The organism is Micromonospora sp. NPDC005206, from assembly GCF_040608175.1.
Lineage (GTDB): Bacteria > Actinomycetota > Actinomycetes > Mycobacteriales > Micromonosporaceae > Micromonospora.
The window spans coordinates 235,473-255,784 of record NZ_JBEXHU010000012.1 but is presented as its reverse complement, the minus strand read 5'-3'; the positions used below and the strand labels follow the sequence as shown (position 1 = coordinate 255,784).

18 protein-coding genes, 2 pseudogenes and 1 riboswitch are annotated in these 20,312 nt (G+C 68.7%); of the genes and pseudogenes, 12 read left to right on the top strand and 8 right to left on the bottom strand.

The genetic code is table 11. The features are described from left to right. Positions 1 to 11: 11 nt before the first annotated feature. A complete protein-coding gene (locus ABZU69_RS20285; protein WP_354965883.1) occupies positions 12 to 785 on the bottom strand; it encodes a GntR family transcriptional regulator in 774 nt (257 codons plus the stop codon). 159 nt (positions 786 to 944) lie between these two features. On the opposite strand from ABZU69_RS20285, the gene ABZU69_RS20280 reads away from it, so the two are divergent. The 7 genes and pseudogenes from ABZU69_RS20280 to ABZU69_RS20250 all read left to right on the top strand — a co-directional run. Beyond that, positions 945 to 2,213 carry an extracellular solute-binding protein gene (locus ABZU69_RS20280; protein ID WP_354965882.1) on the top strand — a complete coding sequence of 423 codons (1,269 nt, stop codon included), beginning with the start codon at positions 945 to 947 and terminating at the stop codon, positions 2,211 to 2,213. Between the two features lie 104 nt (positions 2,214 to 2,317). Then, positions 2,318 to 3,142 (top strand): sugar ABC transporter permease, encoded by an 825-nt coding sequence (locus ABZU69_RS20275; protein ID WP_354965881.1) that lies wholly within the window; start codon positions 2,318 to 2,320, stop codon positions 3,140 to 3,142. After that, positions 3,143 to 4,039 carry a carbohydrate ABC transporter permease gene (locus ABZU69_RS20270; protein ID WP_354965880.1) on the top strand — a complete coding sequence of 299 codons (897 nt, stop codon included), beginning with the start codon at positions 3,143 to 3,145 and terminating at the stop codon, positions 4,037 to 4,039. Beyond that, positions 4,036 to 4,971, top strand: a complete 936-nt coding sequence (locus ABZU69_RS20265; RefSeq protein WP_354965879.1) for a BadF/BadG/BcrA/BcrD ATPase family protein — start codon at positions 4,036 to 4,038, stop codon at positions 4,969 to 4,971. Before ABZU69_RS20270 ends, ABZU69_RS20265 begins: the two co-directional genes overlap by 4 nt. 47 nt (positions 4,972 to 5,018) lie before the next feature. Then, entirely contained in the window at positions 5,019 to 6,212 is a 1,194-nt protein-coding gene (locus ABZU69_RS20260) for a hypothetical protein (RefSeq protein WP_354965878.1), read from the top strand. After that, complete coding sequence (locus ABZU69_RS20255; protein ID WP_354965877.1) at positions 6,205 to 6,954, top strand: sugar isomerase domain-containing protein; 750 nt, start codon at positions 6,205 to 6,207, stop codon at positions 6,952 to 6,954. Before ABZU69_RS20260 ends, ABZU69_RS20255 begins: the two co-directional genes overlap by 8 nt. Positions 6,955 to 7,561: 607 nt before the next feature. Then, positions 7,562 to 7,962: pseudogene (locus ABZU69_RS20250) on the top strand (transposase family protein); the annotation flags it as partial. A 111-nt stretch (positions 7,963 to 8,073) separates the two neighbouring features. Here the strand turns inward: ABZU69_RS20250 and ABZU69_RS20245 are convergent. Beyond that, the gene (locus ABZU69_RS20245; protein ID WP_354965876.1) at positions 8,074 to 8,838 is read right to left on the bottom strand and encodes an antibiotic biosynthesis monooxygenase; all 765 of its coding nucleotides are present in this window, start codon (positions 8,836 to 8,838) and stop codon (positions 8,074 to 8,076) included. Positions 8,839 to 8,892: 54 nt separating this feature from the next. Here ABZU69_RS20245 and ABZU69_RS20240 point away from each other — a divergent pair, with 54 nt between their 5' ends. After that, the gene (locus tag ABZU69_RS20240; protein ID WP_354965875.1) at positions 8,893 to 9,309 is read left to right on the top strand and encodes a helix-turn-helix domain-containing protein; all 417 of its coding nucleotides are present in this window, start codon (positions 8,893 to 8,895) and stop codon (positions 9,307 to 9,309) included. A 36-nt stretch (positions 9,310 to 9,345) separates the two neighbouring features. Here the strand turns inward: ABZU69_RS20240 and ABZU69_RS20235 are convergent, their stop codons facing one another. After that, entirely contained in the window at positions 9,346 to 10,731 is a 1,386-nt protein-coding gene (locus tag ABZU69_RS20235; protein ID WP_354965874.1) for a hypothetical protein, read from the bottom strand. 474 nt (positions 10,732 to 11,205) lie between these two features. On the opposite strand from ABZU69_RS20235, the gene ABZU69_RS20230 reads away from it, so the two are divergent. Both ABZU69_RS20230 and ABZU69_RS20225 read left to right on the top strand, forming a co-directional pair. Further along, a complete protein-coding gene (locus tag ABZU69_RS20230; protein WP_354965873.1) occupies positions 11,206 to 13,275 on the top strand; it encodes a hypothetical protein in 2,070 nt (689 codons plus the stop codon). 55 nt (positions 13,276 to 13,330) lie between these two features. Next, entirely contained in the window at positions 13,331 to 14,923 is a 1,593-nt protein-coding gene (locus tag ABZU69_RS20225; protein ID WP_354965872.1) for a hypothetical protein, read from the top strand. A gap of 180 nt (positions 14,924 to 15,103) precedes the next feature. On the opposite strand, the gene ABZU69_RS20220 is transcribed toward ABZU69_RS20225, so the two are convergent. After that, positions 15,104 to 15,628: a YfbM family protein gene (locus ABZU69_RS20220; protein WP_354965911.1), complete on the bottom strand. Its 525-nt coding sequence runs from the start codon at positions 15,626 to 15,628 to the stop codon at positions 15,104 to 15,106. A 51-nt stretch (positions 15,629 to 15,679) separates the two neighbouring features. Next, positions 15,680 to 15,796: pseudogene (locus ABZU69_RS20215) on the bottom strand (RNA polymerase subunit sigma); the annotation flags it as partial. 379 nt (positions 15,797 to 16,175) lie between these two features. Beyond that, positions 16,176 to 16,390: riboswitch (cobalamin riboswitch) on the top strand. Between the two features lie 130 nt (positions 16,391 to 16,520). Between ABZU69_RS20215 and ABZU69_RS20210 the strand changes: the two are divergent. Together ABZU69_RS20210 and ABZU69_RS20205 are read left to right on the top strand one after the other, a co-directional pair. After that, positions 16,521 to 17,033: an acyl-CoA thioesterase gene (locus ABZU69_RS20210; protein WP_354965871.1), complete on the top strand. Its 513-nt coding sequence runs from the start codon at positions 16,521 to 16,523 to the stop codon at positions 17,031 to 17,033. A gap of 3 nt (positions 17,034 to 17,036) precedes the next feature. Further along, positions 17,037 to 17,663 (top strand): LysE family translocator, encoded by a 627-nt coding sequence (locus ABZU69_RS20205; RefSeq protein WP_354965870.1) that lies wholly within the window; start codon positions 17,037 to 17,039, stop codon positions 17,661 to 17,663. Positions 17,664 to 17,725: 62 nt separating this feature from the next. Here the strand turns inward: ABZU69_RS20205 and ABZU69_RS20200 are convergent, their stop codons facing one another. The 3 genes from ABZU69_RS20200 to ABZU69_RS20190 all read right to left on the bottom strand — a co-directional run bounded on the left by ABZU69_RS20200 (position 17,726) and on the right by ABZU69_RS20190 (position 20,222). After that, positions 17,726 to 18,385 carry a DUF2306 domain-containing protein gene (locus tag ABZU69_RS20200; RefSeq protein WP_354965869.1) on the bottom strand — a complete coding sequence of 220 codons (660 nt, stop codon included), beginning with the start codon at positions 18,383 to 18,385 and terminating at the stop codon, positions 17,726 to 17,728. A 98-nt stretch (positions 18,386 to 18,483) separates the two neighbouring features. Further along, positions 18,484 to 19,146: a response regulator transcription factor gene (locus ABZU69_RS20195; protein WP_354965868.1), complete on the bottom strand. Its 663-nt coding sequence runs from the start codon at positions 19,144 to 19,146 to the stop codon at positions 18,484 to 18,486. Beyond that, positions 19,143 to 20,222, bottom strand: coding sequence for a sensor histidine kinase (locus ABZU69_RS20190; protein WP_354965867.1), 1,080 nt, complete (start codon positions 20,220 to 20,222; stop codon positions 19,143 to 19,145). The genes ABZU69_RS20195 and ABZU69_RS20190 overlap by 4 nt, the downstream gene beginning before the upstream one ends. Positions 20,223 to 20,312 lie beyond the last annotated feature (90 nt).

The window sequence follows — 20,312 nt, the reverse complement described above, 5'->3', positions numbered from 1 at the left end:
CCGGATGCGCGTCAGCCTCCCTGGGACGGGGGGCTGACGTGCATCCGGATGGCGTAGCGGTCGCCGCGGTAGAGCGACCGCCCGTACTCCACGACCTTTCCCATGTTGTCGACCGAGATGCGCTCGATCAGGAACGCCGGGGCGTCCTCGGCGACGTCGAGTCGGTTCGCCTCGGTGTCAGTCAGCCGGGCGATGGTGACGGTCTGCCGCGCCGATTCGAGCCGCACCCCGAAGACGCGGCCCAGAACCTCGTACAGCGAGTCGTCGCGCTCCATCACCTTGAGCAGGCTGGGGAACCGCGCCGCGGAGAGGTTCGTCCGCTCCAGCGCCATCGGGATGCCGTCCGCCGTACGGATCCGCTCGATGTAGTGGGTCGGGTCGCCCGGGGCGATGTCGAGGTTGGCGGCGACCAGGCGGCTGGCCGGGCGGATGCGGGCGCGGTACGACTTGGCCCCCGGTGTCATGCCGCGCATCCGCATGTCCTCGCTGAACGAGCGGAAGATCTCCGAGTGGGTCAGCGTGGGATGCTGCACGAAGGTCCCACGCCCGGGCACCCGCCGGACCATTCCCTTCGACTCAAGCGCATCGATGGAGCCCCGGACGGTCATCCGGGCGACTCCGAACCGCTCGGCAAGGACCCGCTCCGATGGGAGCAGCGCACCGTCCCGCGAGTTCAGCACCATGGTGGTGAGGACGTCCCTGATGTGCTCGCCCTTGCTGCCGGTGTGCTCCGCCAGCAAAGACTCAAGCGCCCCGTCGCTCGGTTCGTGTCGCGTCCTTGGCACGGACCGCTCCCCTTCCCACAACTTTGCCGTCATCGTACGGGCCAGCTCCCCGGATGGCTGGCGACGTCGGCGAAACCGTTGACCTCCGGTCTATACCAGTATTAACCTCGGCTCGTTCGCCACGTTCAGCGGGTGGCGGCCACGACGATCGGAGATGCGATGCCCAGAAGACGCGGTGTGTTGGGGGCGGCGGCGCTGCTTGCCTTCGCCCTAACTGCGTGCGCGCCAGGCGGCGGGGGCGGCAGCGACGCCGTCAACCTAAAGGTCTGGGGCTGGCGACAGGAGGATGTCGCGGCGTACAAGAAGATCTTCCAAATTTACGAGAAGGCTCACCCGGGCGTGAAGGTGGAGTACCTCCCCTACAAGAACACCGAGTACGACACGATCCTCAAGACCGGCCTCACCGACTCCAGCGGCCCTGACGTCGCGCAGCTTCGCTCCTACGGGCTGCTCCAGCCGCTGGTCGGCGCCGGCAGCCTGGTGCCCCTCGACGGCCCGGTCGACAAGCTGAGCGGTTTTCCGAAGCAGATCCTCGACGGCGCGAGGGGCGAAAAAGACGGGCGCATCTACGGCGTCCCGTTCGCGCTCCAGACGCTGCACGTGATCTACAACAAGAAGATCTTCGCCGACAACGGCATCGCCGCCCCCACCACGTGGGCGGATATGATCGCGGGCTTCGACAAGCTCAGCAAGGCTGGCGTCATCCCGCTGGCGAACACCGTGACCGATAAATGGATGCTGCCGATCGAGCAGGAGATTTTCGGTGCCACGATGTACGGCGGCCCTGACTACCTCACCAAGATGCTCAACGGCTCGGCGAAGTTCACCGACGCGCCCTGGGTGAACTCCCTCGAGACCTGGAAAAGCACCCAGAAGTACTGGCCGGCGCAGGCGTCCGGGGTGAGCTACACGGACGCGCTGGCACTGTTCACCTCCGGCCGGGCCGCCGCGTTCCCCGGTGGTGTGTGGGAGCTCGCTGGGCTTCAGAAGGCTAACCCGCAGCTCTCCCTGGGCATCTTCAACGCCCCGCCTGCGCCCGGTGCGGCGGTCGACAAGACGCTGGTGCCCGGCTATGTCGACGGGTCGTTCGGCGTTTCCGCGAAGTCGCCCCACCGGGACGCGGCTCTGGACCTCGTGCGGTGGATGGCGACCGAGGAGTTCGGCCGGGCCCTGTCCACAGAGCTTCGTCAGATCTCTCCGGTACCGGGCGTCGAGCCGCAGGACGAACTCCTGGCCCAGGCGCTCAAGGAATACCAGGCGAACCCGAGCCCGTACGTCACCTACGCGTACTTCTCCGGCGGCACACCCACCGCCTGGGACCTCGCCTCCGAGGCGCTCTCCAACTACGTCCTCGGCCGAGGCAACGCCGCTGACGCGGCCGCACACATCCAACGAGGGGTCGATCAGTGGTTCCGGCCCAAGAACTAACAGTCCGTCCTGCCCGGCGCACACGCCGCCGGGCAGGACGGGTCTCGGCAGGGTGGATTACGACCTTCTGCCTGCCGGCGTTCGCGCTGTACGGCTTCTTCGTCGTGGTACCGCTCGTCACCGCCTTCTACTACGGGCTGTTCGAGTGGGACGGCACCCGCCAGGGAACGTTCGTCGGAATCGGTAACTACCAGGAGATATTTACCCGCTATCCGTTAGGCGACGAGATCCCGGCCGCCCTGGGGCACAATGTCCTCTTCTTCGTCGGCACCATGGCGATCCAGAACACCGTCGGACTGGGCCTGGCGGTGCTCCTGCACCGCAATCCCTGGGGCAAGCGGCTGTTCCAGACGCTCTTCTCGCTTCCCTACCTGATCAGCCCGCTGATCGTCGGCTACATCTGGTCGCTCCTGCTGAGTCCCACCTTCGGCCCGATCAATTTCGCGCTCAGAGCAGTCGGCCTGGACGCGTGGGCGCGGCCATGGCTCGGTGAGCCCGACCTCGCGCTGCCCGTACTGATCCTGGTCAACGCCTGGCAGTGGATCGGCGGACCAATGCTCATCTTCGGCGCCGCCCTGGCCGGTATCCCTCGTGAATTGGAGGAGGCGGCCGCGATGGACGGCGCGTCAGCGACCCGGGCGTTCTGGAGCATCCGCTTCCCGCTCCTGATGCCGGCGGTCGGCGTGATCACCGTGCTGACGTTCATCGGATGCTTCAACATCTTCGACCTTGTCTACGCGCTGGGTGGTTCCGACGGAGGCCCCGGCGGCGCCATGGACGTGCTGGGCCTGCTCTATTACCGAACCGCCTTTCAGGGCGGCAGCAACGCGATCGGAGAGTCGTCGGCGTTGGCCATGCTGATCTTCGTGCTCATCTTCGGGGTTTCCCTGGCCTTGGAGCGGGCGCTGCGCCGCCGGGAGGTCCACTAGATGAAGACACTGCACGCCGCCCCTCGCGCGGCATGGAAAGCCAGGGCTGACCTCCCACCTCCGCGCGGCACCCGCCAGCGTCCGCTACTCCACACCGCCGGCCGCCAGCTCATCCTGTGGGCCTACGCCGCGGTCGCCTTCGGCCCGCTGCTGCTGGTGCTGATCGGATCGCTGCGGCCCAACGCGGATATCCTCCGGGCACCGGTCGGGCTGCCCAGCTCGTTCGACCTGAGCAACTACACGCGCGCGTGGCAGACCGCGTCGATCTCGACGTACTTCATCAACTCGCTGACCGTCACCTGCGCTTCGGTGGCACTGTGCGTCAGCGTCTCGGCGATGGCCGCCTACGCCCTGTCCAGGTGGAAATTCCGGGGCCGCGCCCTGCTGGCGGCGTTCTTCCTGTCCGGGTTGATGATTCCCGCGAAGCTCGGCCTGCTACCGGTGTTCTACATGTTCCAGTCGATAGGTCTGATCGACAGCCGGATCGGGTTGGTACTGCTCTACGCGGCGAGCGGGATCCCGTTCTCGGTTTTCGTGATCATGGGTTTCATGCGGGGACTGCCCGGCGAACTGGAGGAGGCCGCGCGGATCGACGGGGCACACGAGGGCCGGCTGTTCGTGTCGGTCGTCCTGCCCCTGATGCGGCCGGCGATCGCCGTGGCCACGGTCTTCCAGTTCGCGCCGACCTGGAACGACTTCTTCTATCCGTTGGTGCTGCTGCGGAGCGGGGACAAGTACACCATCCCGGTCGGGCTGACCCGGTTCTTCGGCGAGTTCGCCGCCGATCGCGGCACCCTGTTCGCCGGACTCGTGATCGCCCTGGTGCCGCTGGCCGTGGTGTTCGCACTCGCGACCAAGCAGATCGTCGCGGGCCTGACGGCAGGGATGTCGCGTTGACAACGACGATCACCATCGACGGCGGCAAGTCGGAGCTTCGGCTTCTGCTACATACCCCGGCGGGCCGCCACCTCGGTGTTGGCCCGGGCTTCTCCTACCGGCCACATGAGGACGGCGTGGACCGGATCCTGGCCGCAGTTCGTGGCGCCGCAGCGACGATCCCCCTTCCCGCGCAGGTGTCGGGCGTGGTAGCCGGCCTGACCGGCGTCCCGGGGGAGCACGCTGAGCGCCGGCGACTTGCCGTCGCCCTCGAACGGGAGTTCCGCGGCCCGGCCGTGGTCGTGGAGGACAGCATCCTCGCGCACGCCGGCGCTCTCGGCGGTCCCGGCGTACTGCTATGTGTCGGGACCGGAACGACCGTGCTCGCGGTGGACACCGACGGCGCACACGCCCGGCTCGACGGCTGGGGTCCCCATCTCGGGGACCGCGGCAGCGCGTACGCCATCGGACTGGCCGGGATGCGCGCAGCGGCCGCGTCGTACGACCAGGTCGGGCCGGCAACCGTGCTGGTCGACCCCCTCGTCGCGGCGCTGGGCGGCGTCGACCTGGCCTCGCTTCAGAGGTACTACCGGGACCCGGCCATGATCTCGCGTACGGCGGCCTTCGCCCGCGAGGTGAACGACGCAGCCGCCCAGGCCGACCCGGTGGCGTGCCGGATCTGCGTCGAGGCCGCGACCGATCTCGCCGACGCGGCGCAAGCGGCAACCGACCGACTCGGGCTCAGCGGGGCAGCACGCCGGGTGTCCTTCAGCGGACGGCTGCTGACCCCGGGCGGCGCTCTCTACCAGGCACTGTCGGCCGTACTCGAGGCCAAAGGGCTGCCCCTGGTCACGCCCAGAGCGGAGCCGCTCGACGGCGGTCCGGTGCTCCTGAACGGTGCCGCCCCGTATGCACGCCTACTTGGATGCCAGGAATCCGGTGGCGACGCATGAGGGCCGGACACGGGGTGGCACGTCTCGAGGTCGTGCCCGGAGAACCCATGGGTGGGTACGTCGACCGCTCCGACGGCGTCCAGAACGTGCTCGACCCGCTGGAGGTCCATGTCGTGACCTTCGCCGACGAGGGCCACCGGTTCGCGTTGGTGGTCGCGGACCTGATCTGCGTCAACGTCGACGTCGTCGACCGTATTCGGACCGCCCTGCGCGACGTCGGCGTGCAGTCCTGCTGGGTCGCCGCCACGCACACCCACGCCAGTCCCGAGGCGGGCTGCAGTCCCGGCGGCGACGCCACGCCACGGCACCTCGCCGACCGGCTCGAAGCCGCATCGCTCGTGGCCGCGCGATCCGCCATAGCTTCCGAGCGTGCCGCCAGACTCGACTCCGCCCGCACGTTGGTCCCCAAGCTGGCGGGTCATCGCAACATCGCTGACCCGGGTCCCCTGGACATTCCCGTCGACACCATTGTGGTCACCGCAGGTACCGACGTGGTGGGGTTGGTCGTGGTCTCGCCGGTCCACCCGACCATCCTTCCCGCCGACAACAATCATGTGAGCGCGGACCTCAACGGCGGCATCCGCCGGGCGCTGTCCACGCCTGACAGGTGGGTGGTCGTCGCCACCGGTGCGGCCGGTGACATCAGTACCAGGCACACCCGTCAGGGGCGGGGGCTTGACGAGGTGGATCGGCTCGGCGTCTTGCTGGCGGACCGGGTCGAACCGGTGTCGCCACGCGTCAGCAGGGGTACCCCGACGCCGGTACGTCCGCCGGTCTCGCGAACAGTGGCGCTTGCGCCGAAACAGCGAGCTGAGCTTGACGTCGCTGTGCGTCGGGCCCCGCCGCCAGGGAACGAAGACGAACGTATCCACCGGGTTCTGCAACAGGGACTGCGGATCGCGGAGGAACAGGCCGCCCGCCAGCGCACGGAACCGTATGTGATCGACGTAGAGGCGGTGGACCTCGACGGGGTCACGGTGGTGGCCGTTCCCGGCGAGCTGTTCCTGGAGCTGGGCGAAACGATCCGTTCCGCAGCGGCGGACCAGGTTAGGGACATTGTGGTCCTCGGCTATGCGAACGGCTACCTCGGCTACCTACCCACCCGTGACACGCAACCCTGCTACGAAACCTATGCCAGTCCCGTCACCTCGGGCAGCGGCGAGATCATCGTCGAGACCGCCGTGGAGACGGCCGTAGAGGCCGTCCGAAACCGTGAACAACCCAGGAGGATCAGTGCCTGAGCCCGCCTACGCCAACATCGCCCGGACCGCACTCGAACAGGTCCTGGCAACACAACTCGACGCCATCGAGGCAGCGGCCGGGCTCGTCGCCGACGCCATCACCGCCGGGGGTGTATTACAGGCGTTCGGGACCGGCCACTCGCGAATCGTCGCCCTCGAACTCGCGGCGCGTGCCGGCGGGCTCGCCGCCGTCAGCATGCTCGCGGTCAAGGATCTCGTGATGTTCGGTGGCGCCGAACCGGGGCCGATCCTTGATCCGACGTACGAGCGCGAGTCCGGCCTGGCCGAGCGGATCTACCACCTCGCCGCGCCCTCCGAGCACGACGCCTTCCTGATCGTTTCCAACTCCGGCATTAACGCCGCCGTCATCGAGATGGCGGCGCTGGCCCGCAAGCACGCGCATCCGATCGTGGCGGTCACCTCACTGGCACACACTCGCTCGGCCGGTGCCCGTTCGACACACGGACCGCATCTCGCTGACTTGGCGGATGTGGTCATCGACAACCGCGCCCCGGCGGGGGATGCGGCATTGGAGATCACCCCAGGAGTTCGGATAGGGGCGGTTTCGTCGCTCACCGGAGTCCTCATCGCGCAGCTGCTCACCGAACTGATCTGCGGTCAGTTGCTGGGCCGCGGCATCGATCCACCCGTCCACGTGTCCGCGAATCTCGCTCAGGGCGACGCGCACAATCGCGTCCTCTATGAGCGGTACCGCGATCAGGTCCGCCCGATTGAACCCTGACCCGCCACGGACGAAGGCCTCCAGGCGCCGGGGGAGGAGGTGAGACGCTCGGTCGGGATGGCCGAGTCGACGTGTGCTCCCAGAGAACACCGAAGTAGTCACGTCGCCAGCGACCCAAAAGATTGTCTACGCTGCCGGCCCCGCTCGCCGCGTTCTGTTCGAGGTCGAGTTGGCCTTTCAGCATGTCGTTGACCGACCCGGTGAGCTGCAGATTGTGTTGAATAGGTGCTTGTCCGGGCGTCGGGTGCGTTTGCTACGACCGTCGTAGCAAACGCACCCCACGCCCGGCTGTCAGTCGAGTCCGCCCCGGCGTCGGCTGAGTAGTAACTCCGTGAATAGGACCGTTGAAGGGCCTCGGCCGGGCAAAGGCCGCAGCGGTGGCCGTCGAAGTGAGCACCATCCAGGTGCAGCATCTGCTGGCCGCGACGACACCGGCTACGAGCCGGCAGTCGGTCTCTGCCTCGTTACGGCTTAGCCGGGCAGATCGAAAAGGTCGCCGAAGCGAATGCGAGCGCCGAGGGGACGTCTCGTAACCCGGCTGCTATCCCATGAGGACGGTCATCGAAGATGTCGTGGTGTAGGTGATCTCCTCAGCCGGCCGGAGTGGATCTTCCCGTTCACCGGTCTGCAGCCCGCCCAGTTCCGTAAGCTGGTGCGCTTGGTTGCCGAGCGTGGCGGGGACGCCATCGCTGACGGTTGGTCGGAACGGCAGTGGGCCGTCGACCTGCCCGACCGGGTACTGCCGGTCGCGGCGTACTGGCGCACCAACCTGACGATGCGGCAGATCGGGCCGCTGTTCGGGGTGTCCACTCCGCCGCCCACCGGGTCATCGACACCTTGGGTCCGCTGCTGGCCCTGGCCCCGGTCCGCCGGTGCCCGGTCGATCAGATCGCGATCGTCGACGGCACGCTGATCCCTACCAGGGACCACCGGCTGGCCGCGCGGAGCAAGAACTACCGCTACTCGACCAATCTGCAGGTCGCCATCGACGCCAGCACCCGCCTGGTCGATCCGCAGCCAGGCAACAGGAAATCGCCACCTGGCAGCGGTCCTCCTCCGTCCCGTTGACCGCGACCCGGCCGGACGGTCCTGACCGGTTGGCACTGCTGGCAGGGCGGGTCAGCCCTGGTATGGCGGTGCCACACCCCAGCCCCACCGCGGCACGGGCGCCTCCCGCGCCGGGTTCGCGCCGGGCTGCGAGTTGCTCAGTGCGAGCCGGGTGCCCCATTCGACGTAGCCGGCGAACGCCGCCCGGAATTCGGGGTCGGCGGGCAGGCCCACCTCGTCGGCGGCGTCCATCATGAGGTTGACCCAGCGCCGGCGTTGCGGCTCAGTGATGGCCTTGCCGAGGTGGTGGTTCAGCATGGTCGGATAGCCGCCGCGCTCGGCGCTGTACGTCGCCGGGCCGCCGAACACCTCGGCCAGCCACGTCGCCACGTGCCTGGCATGGTCGGGGTCTATGTGCGCGAATAGCGGCGCCAGCAGGTCGTCGGCGACCACCAGCTGGTAGAACGCGTCGCACAGCCGCACGAACGCGTCCGTGCCGCCGGCCCACACGTACAGCATGGGTGGTGCGCCGCCACCGGGTCCGGCGACCGGCGTCGGTGCGTAGTGGGTCATCTCCTCGATGTCCTGGACGTAGGGGCGGATCTCGGCGAAGAACGCGCCGAAGTGCGGCCCGCCCCGGAAAGCGCGGAGGTGGTCGTCCGCGGACGTCCAGGTGATGCGCAGGATGTACCGGCAGGGATCATCCATGCTGCGCATGAGCTCGTAGTCGACACATTGCGGCGCGGCGCGTAACGCGGCGGCGGCCCGATCGTATGCGGCCTCGAAGCCGTCCAGCCGCTCCTGCGGCAGGCGGTACCTGATGTACTCGGTCACCATGGGGAACAGCCCAGCACACCCGGATGTGATGATCAAGTACGCACCATTGGGTGCGTGCCCGGCGCGGAGGTGACGATGGCCGAGCGGTATCGCTGCCCGGTGGAGCTGACCGTCGACCTGCTAGGGGGCAAGTGGCGCACGGTGATCTTGGCGCACCTCAAAGAGGGCGTGCACCGGTATGGGGAACTGCGCCGGCGCATGCCCGGCGTGAGCGAGAAGATGCTCACCCAGCGGCTACGAGAACTTGAGGCGGACGGCCTCGTCGCACGGCAAGATCACGGGACCGTCCCGCCGCACGTCGAGTACTGCCTCACGGACGAGGGCCGCAGTCTGGCGCCGGTCTTGCAGGCGCTCTATGACTGGGGCGCGGAACGGGCCACCCGTTCCGGCATGCAGATCGACGACCATGGCTCAGTGGTCGACGTCGCCCCTCGGACACAATTAGTACATGATCCACTTGGGTGGGCCTGAGCGAATATCGGATCGGCGGACGTGAGGCACAGACCCTCACCGGAGGGCGCTGTCGAGGATGCGCCGAGGCAGGTTCAGCCACCACGATGCCGCGGCTCGGGGTTCGGCAGGAAGGGTGGCGTCGTTCCGCACGAGCTGAAGCATCCGCTCGTTGCGTGCGATGCCCAGCGCGTAGACCAGTCCAATCAAGGCGGTCGCGTGGGTGTTGCTCCGGTTCTGTCGCCACCGGCGGGTGTGGTGCTCTATCGCCTGTCTCCAGTAGTGATCGCTGCTGCGGCCACCGATGTGCCCGATCGCCTGAGTGGCGGCGAGGGCGATGACCGAAGGGAGCCCGGTTGCTGTGGTCAATCGTTCGATCATGGGGCGCTGCTCCGACGTACCGACGATCCGGAGCGCCTCGATGATGGTCAGCGCCTCTTCCGTCGGGCCGCTGGCGGCGCTGATGGCCAGCTCGGAGGCGAGCGCCGCGGCGAGAGGCTGACGATACGGCGTGCCGGAGAGCAGCATTGCGGCGTACATCCGGACGTCGAAGACCGGGCTGAACAGCATCTCGTCCAACAACGCCGGGAGCAGCCGGTCGTGGAAATTGGGCACCACGAACGGTGTCCGGACCAACGTCGCGCCCACGAGCCGGGTGACCAGTACCCGGGCTGCGTCCTCGTCGGCAGGGCGTTCGGCCTCCAGCGCCGGCCGGGCCGGGGCGAGGGTCAGCGCCCGGCCGAGTTGCGCCGTGGGCCGTGCGGAGTCCGTTGGCAGCCGCCGTAGCAGCTCGGCGGCGAGCGGCTGCGCCCTCTCGTAGGTGGCAGGGTCGAGCACCAGGTCTTGGACGACCGGTAGGAGCCGCTGTAGCTGCGGTCTGGTGAAGTGTCCGTACCGCAGCTTCCGGACGCAGCCGAGCAGGGCTCCGTACTGAGCCCGGTCGTTGGTGGGGTTGGCGAGTTGCGCGAGTAGGTGCCGGCTCGCGTCCGGATGAGAGCTGCCGTCGAGGATGCTCACCGTCTCGACGAAGACCTGACCCGTTCGGTCGGCCGCGAGGTCGGCGCAGGCGGCGATGGCGGCCTGTTGGCCGACGGGGTGAGCCAGGAGTCGATTGAGCGCTTCGTGACGCTGCATCCATGCCAGCCCGTCGGCGATGATCATCTCTGACAGCAGTCGCTGCGCCATCTCGCGCCAGGCCGAGTGTGGCGTGATGACCTGGCGGGGGGCCGCAGCCAGCTGTGTGGTCAGCTCGTCCCATTCCGACCCGGTCACGATGCTGTCCGAGAGGATGAGCTCCAACAGTTGCTCAATGCGCGCCAGCTTTTCGGTGGCGTGCGGATTTGCACCTCTGGCTAGCAGGGGAGAAGCGCTGACATCCGGTGCGAAGTAGCGGTAAATGGTGTCAAGAAGTGCAGTGAGACTGCCGTCAGGAAGGTCGAGCAACTGCTCGTAGCGCCGTACGGCCAGGAACGGAACACGTACCGCAGCCGTTTCCCAGCGGGAAATACGGTAGACGCTGGTGCGTTCCTGCCAGCAACCGCCCTGGAATGCGTCCGCGAACCCGGTGGCTGCCGCCCAGTCTCGTTCCTGCCCATGCAGCCGGTTGACGCGGAGCAGCCATGCGGCCCGGTCCTGGTGCGGTGGCCAGCCGGGTCGGACGGGTGTCTGGCGCGGTGAGCGGGGCGGTCGGCCTCGACGCCCAGTGAGTCGACTCCGCTCCCCACAGCGCATTTATTGCACGCCGTTCAGCGGAGTGTAACAGCGCAGCCACGAACTGACACTGAACGTACCTTTGACTGACCGCCCAACCAGGACCGCCAATATCCGAGTGAAAGCTCCAGGTCGAGTCGCGGTCATTTCGCCATGGATTCGGTGTTGGTTGGCAAGGGGTGGCCCGGACGTCAGCAGGGAGGACGGATGGAGATCATTCGCACCAGGAAGGTATCCGAGCTGGTCGCACCGGCCGGGTCGATGTCCCGTATCCCAGCGCAGCGCGGCGACACCGAGGGCGTGGGTCCCGAGCCGGTCCAGTCACCGCGTATGCCGTCGCTAGTGCAGGCGATCCGGACCGTGCCGGTGCCGGGGGCGCCGCCCCCGCTGTCCCGCGAGGGGGCCGCCGTAGGTCTCGCCTTCCTCGACATGGCGTTGCGGCAGAACCACATTCGCCGGCTCACCGAACGGCTCTCCTTCGTCGAGCACGGCGTGGCGAGCAGGACCACCGAGGTGGACGTCCGGTTGAGCCTGCTGGACCCGAGCCAGCGCGAGGCCAGCCACCTGTTCCAACGCCTCAGCAGCCGCAGCGCCCGCGACCCGGAACAGGAGCAACCCGCTACGCCCACCATCTGGGTACCGGTGACGCGCATCTCGAGGTTGAGCGTCTCGCCGATCGACGTCGTTGACGCGGCCGGGAACAAACTTCCCCGACTGACCCAGTACGAGACGTCCCGACTGCTCGCGTCGGGTCTGTACCGACTGTTGAAGGGCATCCTGTCCAGCCGGCCGGAGTCGCGCCAACCGTCCAACGTGAGCCGGCTACTCCGCGAGGAACAGGCCCGATGGCTGCTCCAGGCCGCCCTGCTCGCGCTCTTGACCGAACGCAGCAGGCCGTTGGGTGACGTCGAGCAGGGCGAGCACCGCATCCTTCGGCCCCCGCCAGCCGGCGCCTCCGAAGCCCACGACTGCCGAGAACTCGTCGTGTCCGTGCTGCGCCAGTACGAGCCGCAGCTCGAGTCGTACGCGGACCTGCTCGACGTGGCCCTCAACAACTACCTCCTGGTCACCGCCCTCGACCTGACCAAGGACGACCACCTGCTGAGCTACGACGCGCCGGTACATCTGAGCGAGCAGGGCCGCGCCGCCGACCGCGCCAGCGTCTGGTCCCGCTCGACTTCGGCCCGTTACCGCATCCAGTACCTGGCGCGGATCCCCGCGAGCCTGCGCTCCTACCATGTGGTCGCCGAAACCGAGCCCGGCGTCCATATCGAGGCGATGTCTCTCGTGACCGACGTGGACGAGGCGAACGCGACGGAGTTGACCGCGGATCTGCGCGCCCTCGCGGACCGGCAACGCAGGCACAAGCCGGGGCGGCAGACCGAGGCCCGCCTGCTGGAACTCGAACTGCAGTCAGCGCTGGGTCGCCTCTCCGAACTTCTCCGATCCCGGCGATGGGACGCCAGCCAGGCTGGGCTGGAGATGACGGACGCCGCGCTTCGGGGCAGCAGCCGGTTGGCGGACCTCTACCTGTCGGCTGAGCCGCTGGTCAACGAGCAGGACAGGATCGAGGCGCCCCTGCTGACCAACCCCACCCTGACCGCCGACAATCTCGATCAGGCGGCCGACGAGATCGAAGCACAGCAGCTCGGTTCCGACTTCTCCGTGGAGAACGACCAGGCGAGCAGCCGGGCGCACGCCTACTGGCGGCGCACCTCACCCCGATCGTCCGACGGCGAACACACCTCCGTGACCTGCACGCTGACCCTGCGAGACGCGACCGGGGTGCGCCCAGGCAGCGTCATCGCCTTCGCGCTCGCCGTGGCCACCACGATCTACCTCGTCGGCGCTCTGCTCGCGGGAAGTCCGTGGCCCTACGGCCGTTTCGCCAACGGTTCCTCTAACGCGGACGCGGTGGTCGCGGTACTTCTGCTGGTGCCCGGATTCCTCTACACGAGGCTCGACCTCCCGATGCGACACACGATTCTCGGGCACCTTCGACGACAGTCCCGGCGCCTGGCGCACCTGTCCATCGCGTCGGCCGTGGGAGCCTCCGCGGTCATCGCCACCGACGTCCACGGCTCCGCGCTGGGCGGGATGCTCGCCCTGACGACGGCGCTTCCGCTTCTGGCGGCGGCAATCCTGCACCGGCGCCTTGCCAAGCACCGCGACCTCGCACCCGCGCGCCTGTCCGCTCCGAGATGGCTTCTTACGCCGGCCGCCAAGCCAGTGCCGACGGACGCCGTTTTCCAATCGACTGGATGGCATCATGAGTGACGAAGAAGAAGCCTCCCCCGCCGCGTTGGCCGATCTCGCCCGAGCTGGATTTCTGATGGCGAGGCAGTCCCTGATGCAGGTGAACTTCGAGGTGCACCACGTCCTGGATCGGGGCGGCTACCTTCGTGACCTGTTCGACGACCGGGTTGCTGCCGGCCGGTCTCCGCTACCGCAACCCGACCATGGCGTGGCGAACGGCAGCCGCGAAGCGCCGCCACCACCGGGCCAGACTCCGCGCGAGACCCTCTCCGCCGCCGCGCACGGGGTCGGGCTGGTCATCGGGACGTACGTCGGCGCACTCCCGCAGGGTATGCAGCGTCGGCGCCGGGGCAGCGATCTTCCGGTGGCACTCAGAGTCGATGACCGGTCGTCCGACTCGTGGGTCTTCCAGGGCACCGCGTGGCCCAACCCGACCTTCATCTACGAGTCGGGGCAGAAGTTCGAGGGCCTCATCCTGATTCAGGAGAAGACCACCCGGCGGTCGAGCTTCCAGAGTCGGGCGATCGCCGAGTTGATCGCGGAGGTATCGAGGATCGCCGCCGAGCACAAGGCACCTCTACTGTCCGTGCAGGGCCCGGTTCAGCTGCCCGCTCGGCCCGACGACGGGGAATGGCCGGTACCGTCCGTCGTCGCGGTGCGTTTCGCCATGGCGCTCCGACGTGCCGGCGCCGAACGGCGCCTCAAGCTCTCCGAGGCGTTCGCGGAGTTCGCCGGCAAACGCGGTTACGGGTTCTGGCGGGCCGACATCCGGCCGGGCCACCGGCAAGGCAACTGGTATCTGGTCCGCCCGCACGACCGGTCGAGGGCCGAGAAGTACGCGGCCCGGGCCCGATGGGACGACGTGGAACCGCGGTGTTCCCTGCCCATCACCTTCGTCGGACCCGCCCGCGTCGGATCGACCAGCGCGATCATGTCGTACCTTCGCGAGTTCCCCGAACTGGGCGTGCTGGCCTGCTCGATCATCTCGCTGGACGACCTCGCCTTCATCCACCTGCAACTCGCCGTCAACCGGCTCCCACCCGGAGGAACCCAGGAGTTCGAGAGCGACCTGCGCCGTCGTGTCCGATCGGCGGGCGGGGACGACATGGAGGGCCGGACCAGTGCTCCGCAGGAGTTGCTCCCCGAGATCCTGCCGCTGGTGACGGGAAACGGCAATGGCAAGCCCGGCCTTGACAAGCTCACCGGCCTGACTGACCGCGCAGGCGACTATCAGGTCCTCACCGGGCCGACCATGCTCGTTCGACACGAGGGGAATGACCGCATCCCACTCTGGTTCTCCTGGCGGGCCGCGGGCACCGACGACGGTCTCGCCGCACCCCTGATCGCCTTCATGGACGCACTCGCGGTGACGGGCCTAGCTCCCGCCCGCGGGGGAGCGAAGGAGATCGGGGCCCAGCCGAATCTCGACTACCTGGTGTGCCGGGATGTCGGCGAGTCGACCCTGCGCGGGCGAGGGAAGATCACTCTTCCCCGCCGTGTCCTCCGTCAATTCGCGGACACCAGACCCGACGTCATCGGCCCCCGGATATCCACCAACCTGGAGGATGCCTGGCGCGTGGAACTGGGCCGATACGCGCTACCGGGCGGCGTGGAAGTCTCGGTGGCGTGGATGGAGTACCGCCTCAACAACTCGACAACCTTGATGTGATCCCAGCCGGTGCGGACATCAGGGCATGGTTGTCGGGGTTGCCGCGCCGACGGGGCCGCCGAAGACCACCGCGCCATGACCAGCGCATCCGCTGCGGTGACCTCTTCGGCGGACCCGAAGGGGTCGGCTATCGCCGTCACGTGACTGGCCCTGACGCACCCTATGCCGATGAGCGTGCGTTCAGTCGAGCCAGCAGATCACCGCATCGCCGTCTTTGGCGGCTGCGGCGAAGAAGCTTCGGGCGCCTGGCAGATAGTGCGCCACCCACGCCAGCTCGCCGGGTTTTTCCCAGGTTCCAGGGTAAATCTCGGCGCGCTTCAACTCCTGCGGGTCGACGCCGCGGATGAGATCGTCTTCGGTGAGTGCGGCCAGTTGCGAGGCAGCACCCGCTACCTGGACCGGTGTCAGATAGGAGGGCGGCCCGTAGCCCCAGTCGTCCTCGAGGTTTTCGAGGAAGTCGAACATCTCGTCGCTGTCGGGTTCGACGTCTGGCAACTCCACGAACCTCTCGGCTCCCAGGACCAGCGGAATCCCGAAGCCAAGCCGGTCGAGTAGGAAGTCGAGCCCGTTCCATGCCTTGTCGGTGGCGGTCCAGCGTCCGGAGTTGTCGTCCCGTTCCGTCATCGCGATCTCGTAGGCCCAGCCGAGGTTGGTCCTGGCACATTCCAGTTCGTCCGGGGAAACGCGCATCCAGTTGCCGTTCATGCTCACGACGCCAGCCTAGAATCCGGCTGCGACAGTTCCCGCAACAGCGGGCGCGGCGAGGAAACGCCGGACCTGCTGCTGCGTGGCGCGGATGAACCGAGCTGCCGCGTCATGGTCGCCCCGACCCGCCGCGAGGGCCCACGCGGTAATTTCGTCACCATCCGTCACCTGGTACCTCCGTGTCCGGTGCCGCCGGCGTCAAGGGCTACGACATCCGCGGCCAAACAATACGACGGGTTGTAGTAGGTGTTCGGGTGAGCGTACGGGACGCCTTTCGCGGCCCCCGGTCACCGGTACGCGCGAATGGTGTCGCTGGATCAACCCGGTGCCGGTCAGCGACACCTCGAATGGCCTGGTCGCTGCCCGGGTCTGCGCCGGTGGCGGCGCGGCCGCGGCGTACGCGCCAGGTACGTGGTGGTCGACGCCCAGGACGAGGGGCAGTTGCGTGCGGTCAAAGAAGACCACGAATTTGAATATCTTCATCATGTGGATGACGACGCCCGCTCTGCCTCGCGGTCGCGTTGGTTGGGCTGCGTCGCGGACCCGCTATGCTCCTGACGGCGCTGGTTCGCCCGGTCGTGACTGGCTGGGCGTCGTAAGAGGGAACCCGGTGTGAGTCCGGGACTGCCCCGCAGCGGTGAGTGGGAACGACCGCCGTCATCAGCACTGGGCCAGAGGCCTGGGAAGCGACGGCCAGTAGGAGACCGGCGCAGCCGGCCATGCCCGCGAGTCCGAAGACCTGCCCGTGCCGCGTACACAACCGTGTGCGCTGCCGTCGGCCTCGCGGGTGGGCTGGGCGGGTGACGTGCCGCGCGCGCTGTGCGTGGGTGCGTGCTCGTCAGCGTGTGTCCGCGTTCCGACGGTGTGGTTTCCCGAGGGACGGACTACCGCTGTGCACGACACCGCCACGATCGCCGGCCGAGCGCCGTCGGCGTCACACCTGACCCTGTCGCAGATCATGGATCAGCACCACACCAACCTCATGGGTACGGTGCACGGTGGCCGGATCCTCAACCTCATCGACTCCGTCGCCGGGGTGGTCGCCGCCCGCCATTCCGACGGACCGGCCGTCACCGCCGCCATCGACGAGACCGCGTTTCTCCGGGCGGTCCGGGTTGGCGACGTGGTCCATGTGGACGCTCGCATCACGTGGGCCGGGCGCAGCTCGATGGAGGTTGCGGTCAAGGTGACCGCTGACCGGTGGGACCGGGCGGTGCCGCCCACCGACGTGGCCACCGCGCACCTGGTGATGGTCGCCATCGATGACAACGGCCAGCCGCGTACGGTGCCGCCGCTGCTGCCGGAAACCGACGGAGACCGGCGCCGGTACCGAGAGGCGGAGATCCGCCGGGAGCACCGGTTGACTCTGAGGCGGGCGCTGCTTGACGGCGCCGGGGAGGGCTGAGACGTGCTCGGCCTCTCCGTGCCGGCATTGGCCGGCTACCTGGCCGCGATCGTCGTCCTCATGGTGACTCCCGGCCCGGACATGATGTTCGTGCTGGCCAACGCCACCCGCTACGGCACTCGCGCCGGGGTGGTGGCCGCGCTCGGCGTCGCCGCGGGGGAGGCGGTGCATGTGGCGGCGGTCGTCTGCGGTCTCGCCGCGGTGATCTCAGCCTCGCCGGTGCTGTTCACGGCAATCCGCTGGCTTGGCGCGGCATACCTGATCATCCTCGCGGTGCAGGCCCTGCGTGGCGCCGGCACTTCGGCTTCCGATGCGTCGCAGCCCGGTGGTCGTGCCGGGCGCGCCTTCCTGCGTGGACTGGTCACCAACCTGCTCAACCCCAAGATGATTTTGTTCAGCGTGGCGTTCCTGCCCCAGTTCGTCGATCCGGCGGCGGGCAACACCACCGCCCAGCTGGTGCTCCTTGGCGCGCTGTTCGTCACGGTGCAGCTCACGGTCGACATCGCCTTGGGCGCGGGCGCCGGGCGACTCGCCGGCCGCCTCGCCGACGGCCGCTGGCCGCGGCGGATCAACCGAGTCTGCGCGGTCGCGTTCGTCGCGCTCGGACTACGACTGGCGGTCGGCTCGTAGCGGCGGCAGCCAAGTGGCCGGCGGATTCGGCTCGTCGTCCCCGGGGTCGCCGTCGGACGATGTCATCGGGCAGCAGCACGCGGCTGACGAGCCGGTCGAGACGACGTTGCGCGGGCCGGACGACGCAGGTACCACTCGGCCACGGCAAGGTTGATCAACCAACCGGCGAGCACCAGGCCGGCGCGAACGTTCCCATCGGGCTGTTCGCCGGTCGCGACAAGGTACGGCGCGTGCGTGAACGCCTGGGTGCCGGCGCCGAGGCCGATCGCGTAGCCGCGCACCATCCAGCGGCGGTGCTGGGCGAAGTGCCGGCGTAGCGCGGCGGCGAGGCCGAGCAGGATCGAGCCGGCCATGGCCGAGCCGAAGACGAGCCGCATGCCGGCGAGCACGTCGTTGTCATGGGCCGGAAGGTCGTACGCGAACGCCATCCAGACGCCGGAGAGCGCGACCGTCAGTCCGCAGGGGACAAGCACCCGGCCGGCGAGGCGGTGCCAGCGGCGACGGCGCAGGCCGGGTACGAACTGGAAGGCTCCGAGAGTCGTGTAGACCACCGCGCCGACGATGTGCAGCACCACCGGCAGCGGGTCGGCGACGAAGCGAGCGTTCGCCGGGGTGACCTCCGGTCCGGTGCCCAGCTCGGTGAGCCGTCCCGCACCAGCGATCATCGGTATCAGGCCCAGCAGGATCAACGCGGCCGGTAGCCGCCACTCGCGCATCGTCATGCCATCGATGGTGGACGCGGCACCCGCCCCGGCTCATCGGCACATGGGCCGCAATCGGGCCGGCCCATGGTCGTACGCGGTCGTCGTACTTGTGCCGGTCACCAACGCGTCCGACGGCGGTTGGTCTCGTACGCCCACATCGCCACCTCGACCCGGTTACGCACACCGAGCTTGGTCATCAGGCTGGTGATGTGCGACTTGACCGTGCTCAACGTGATGTAGAGCTCGTCGGCGATCTCCTTGTTGGTGCGTCCCCGCGCGACGGCGACCAGTACCTGCTCCTCCCGGTCGGTGAGCGCCTCGATGGGCTGCTTCGGCGGCGCGGCTGGACCCGCGTCGGCGAACGCCTTCAGCAGCCGCGTGGTGACGCTCGGCGCGATCAGCGCATCCCCGTTGGCGGCCGCGTGCACGGCCTGGCTGAGCAGGTCGGGGCCAGCCTCCTTGAGCAGGAAGCCGCGGGCGCCGGCACGCAGTGCCGCGTACACGTACTCGTCGAGGTCGAAGGTCGTGATGACGACCACGGCGAGCGGCTCCGGGACCGATGGCCCGGCGAGCGCCCGGGTGGCCTCGATGCCGTCCATGCCGGGCATGCGAATGTCGAAGAGACACACGTCGGGGCGGAGTCGCTGGGCGAGCTCGACCGCCTGACGGCCGTCGCCAGCCCCACCGACGACCTCGATGCCGGGCTGAGTGTTCAGGATGATGGTGAGGCCGGTACGGACGATCTCCTGGTCGTCCGCGACGAGCACGCGTACCGTCACGCGCCGGCCCCCTCGCGCGGGAGCACGGCCGTGACGGTCCACCCACGGTCGCGATTGGGGCCGGCCTCGCAGGTGCCGCCGAGCAGGTCGGCGCGCTCCATCATGCCCACCAGGCCGAAACCGGGCGAGCCGGTCGGGCGGGCGGCGCCGGCGTCGCCGTCGTCGCTGACCCGCAGGCGTACGGAGGTGTCGTCGGCCGCGACGCTGACCTCGATGCGGGTAGCGTGGCGGGCGTGGCGACGGGCATTGGTGACCGACTCCTGAGCCAGGCGGTAGAGCGCGGAGCCGACCGTGGGCGGAAGGTCGCCGAGATCGCCGCGGAAGTCCACGTCGACGGCCGGCCCGGTGCGGAAGCGGCCGGCGAGCCGCTCGATGTCGGCGACCTGCGGGCTGGGTCCCAGGTCGGCGGGCTGGTTGCGGCGCAGGACGCGGACCATCGCGCGCATCTCGGCAAGCGCACGGGACGCCTCGGCCTCGATGACGCGGAGCGCCTCGACGGCGGCGCCGGGCTGGCTCGCCGAGGCGGCGATGCCGGCCTGGGCGCGGATCGCCATCGCCGACACGTGGTGGGCCACCGTGTCGTGCAGGTCACGGGCGAGCCGCTCGCGCTCCAACAGCTTCACCTGATCGAGCTCGCGCAGCAGGGCGGCGGCGCGGAAGCGGATCGCGGTGCCCAGCGTGGCGGCGGCGAACATCACCGCGAAGCCGGCGACCAGTTCGCCGCCATTGATAGAGCCGGCCAGGCCAGCGGCGACCACCTTGGCGACCACGAAGAACGAACCGATCACGGCATCCCGGCCGGAGCCCCAGCGGAACATTGCGGAGACCAGCAGGACCAGGAAGCTCGCCGTGAACATCTGGCAGGCATCGCCGGGCAGCACGAATGGGCCGACCGTCGTGAAGCCGAACGCGATCGCCACCATCGCGAGCGGCTCCGTACGCCGCCACAGGAGTGTGGGCAGCAGCGCGAGCGCGACGACGACGCAGCCCACCCGCCACGGCAGATCAGGCCAAAAGACCCCTTCCACCACGATCGCCGGAGCCAGGACGGCGATCAACGCCCAGTCGCGCCACACACGGGACGGAGCATGTGGCACACGTGGCTCGGCCAACACAGCGTGCAGGCGAGAGTGCATAGGACCATCGTACGAACGGTGGTGCGACTC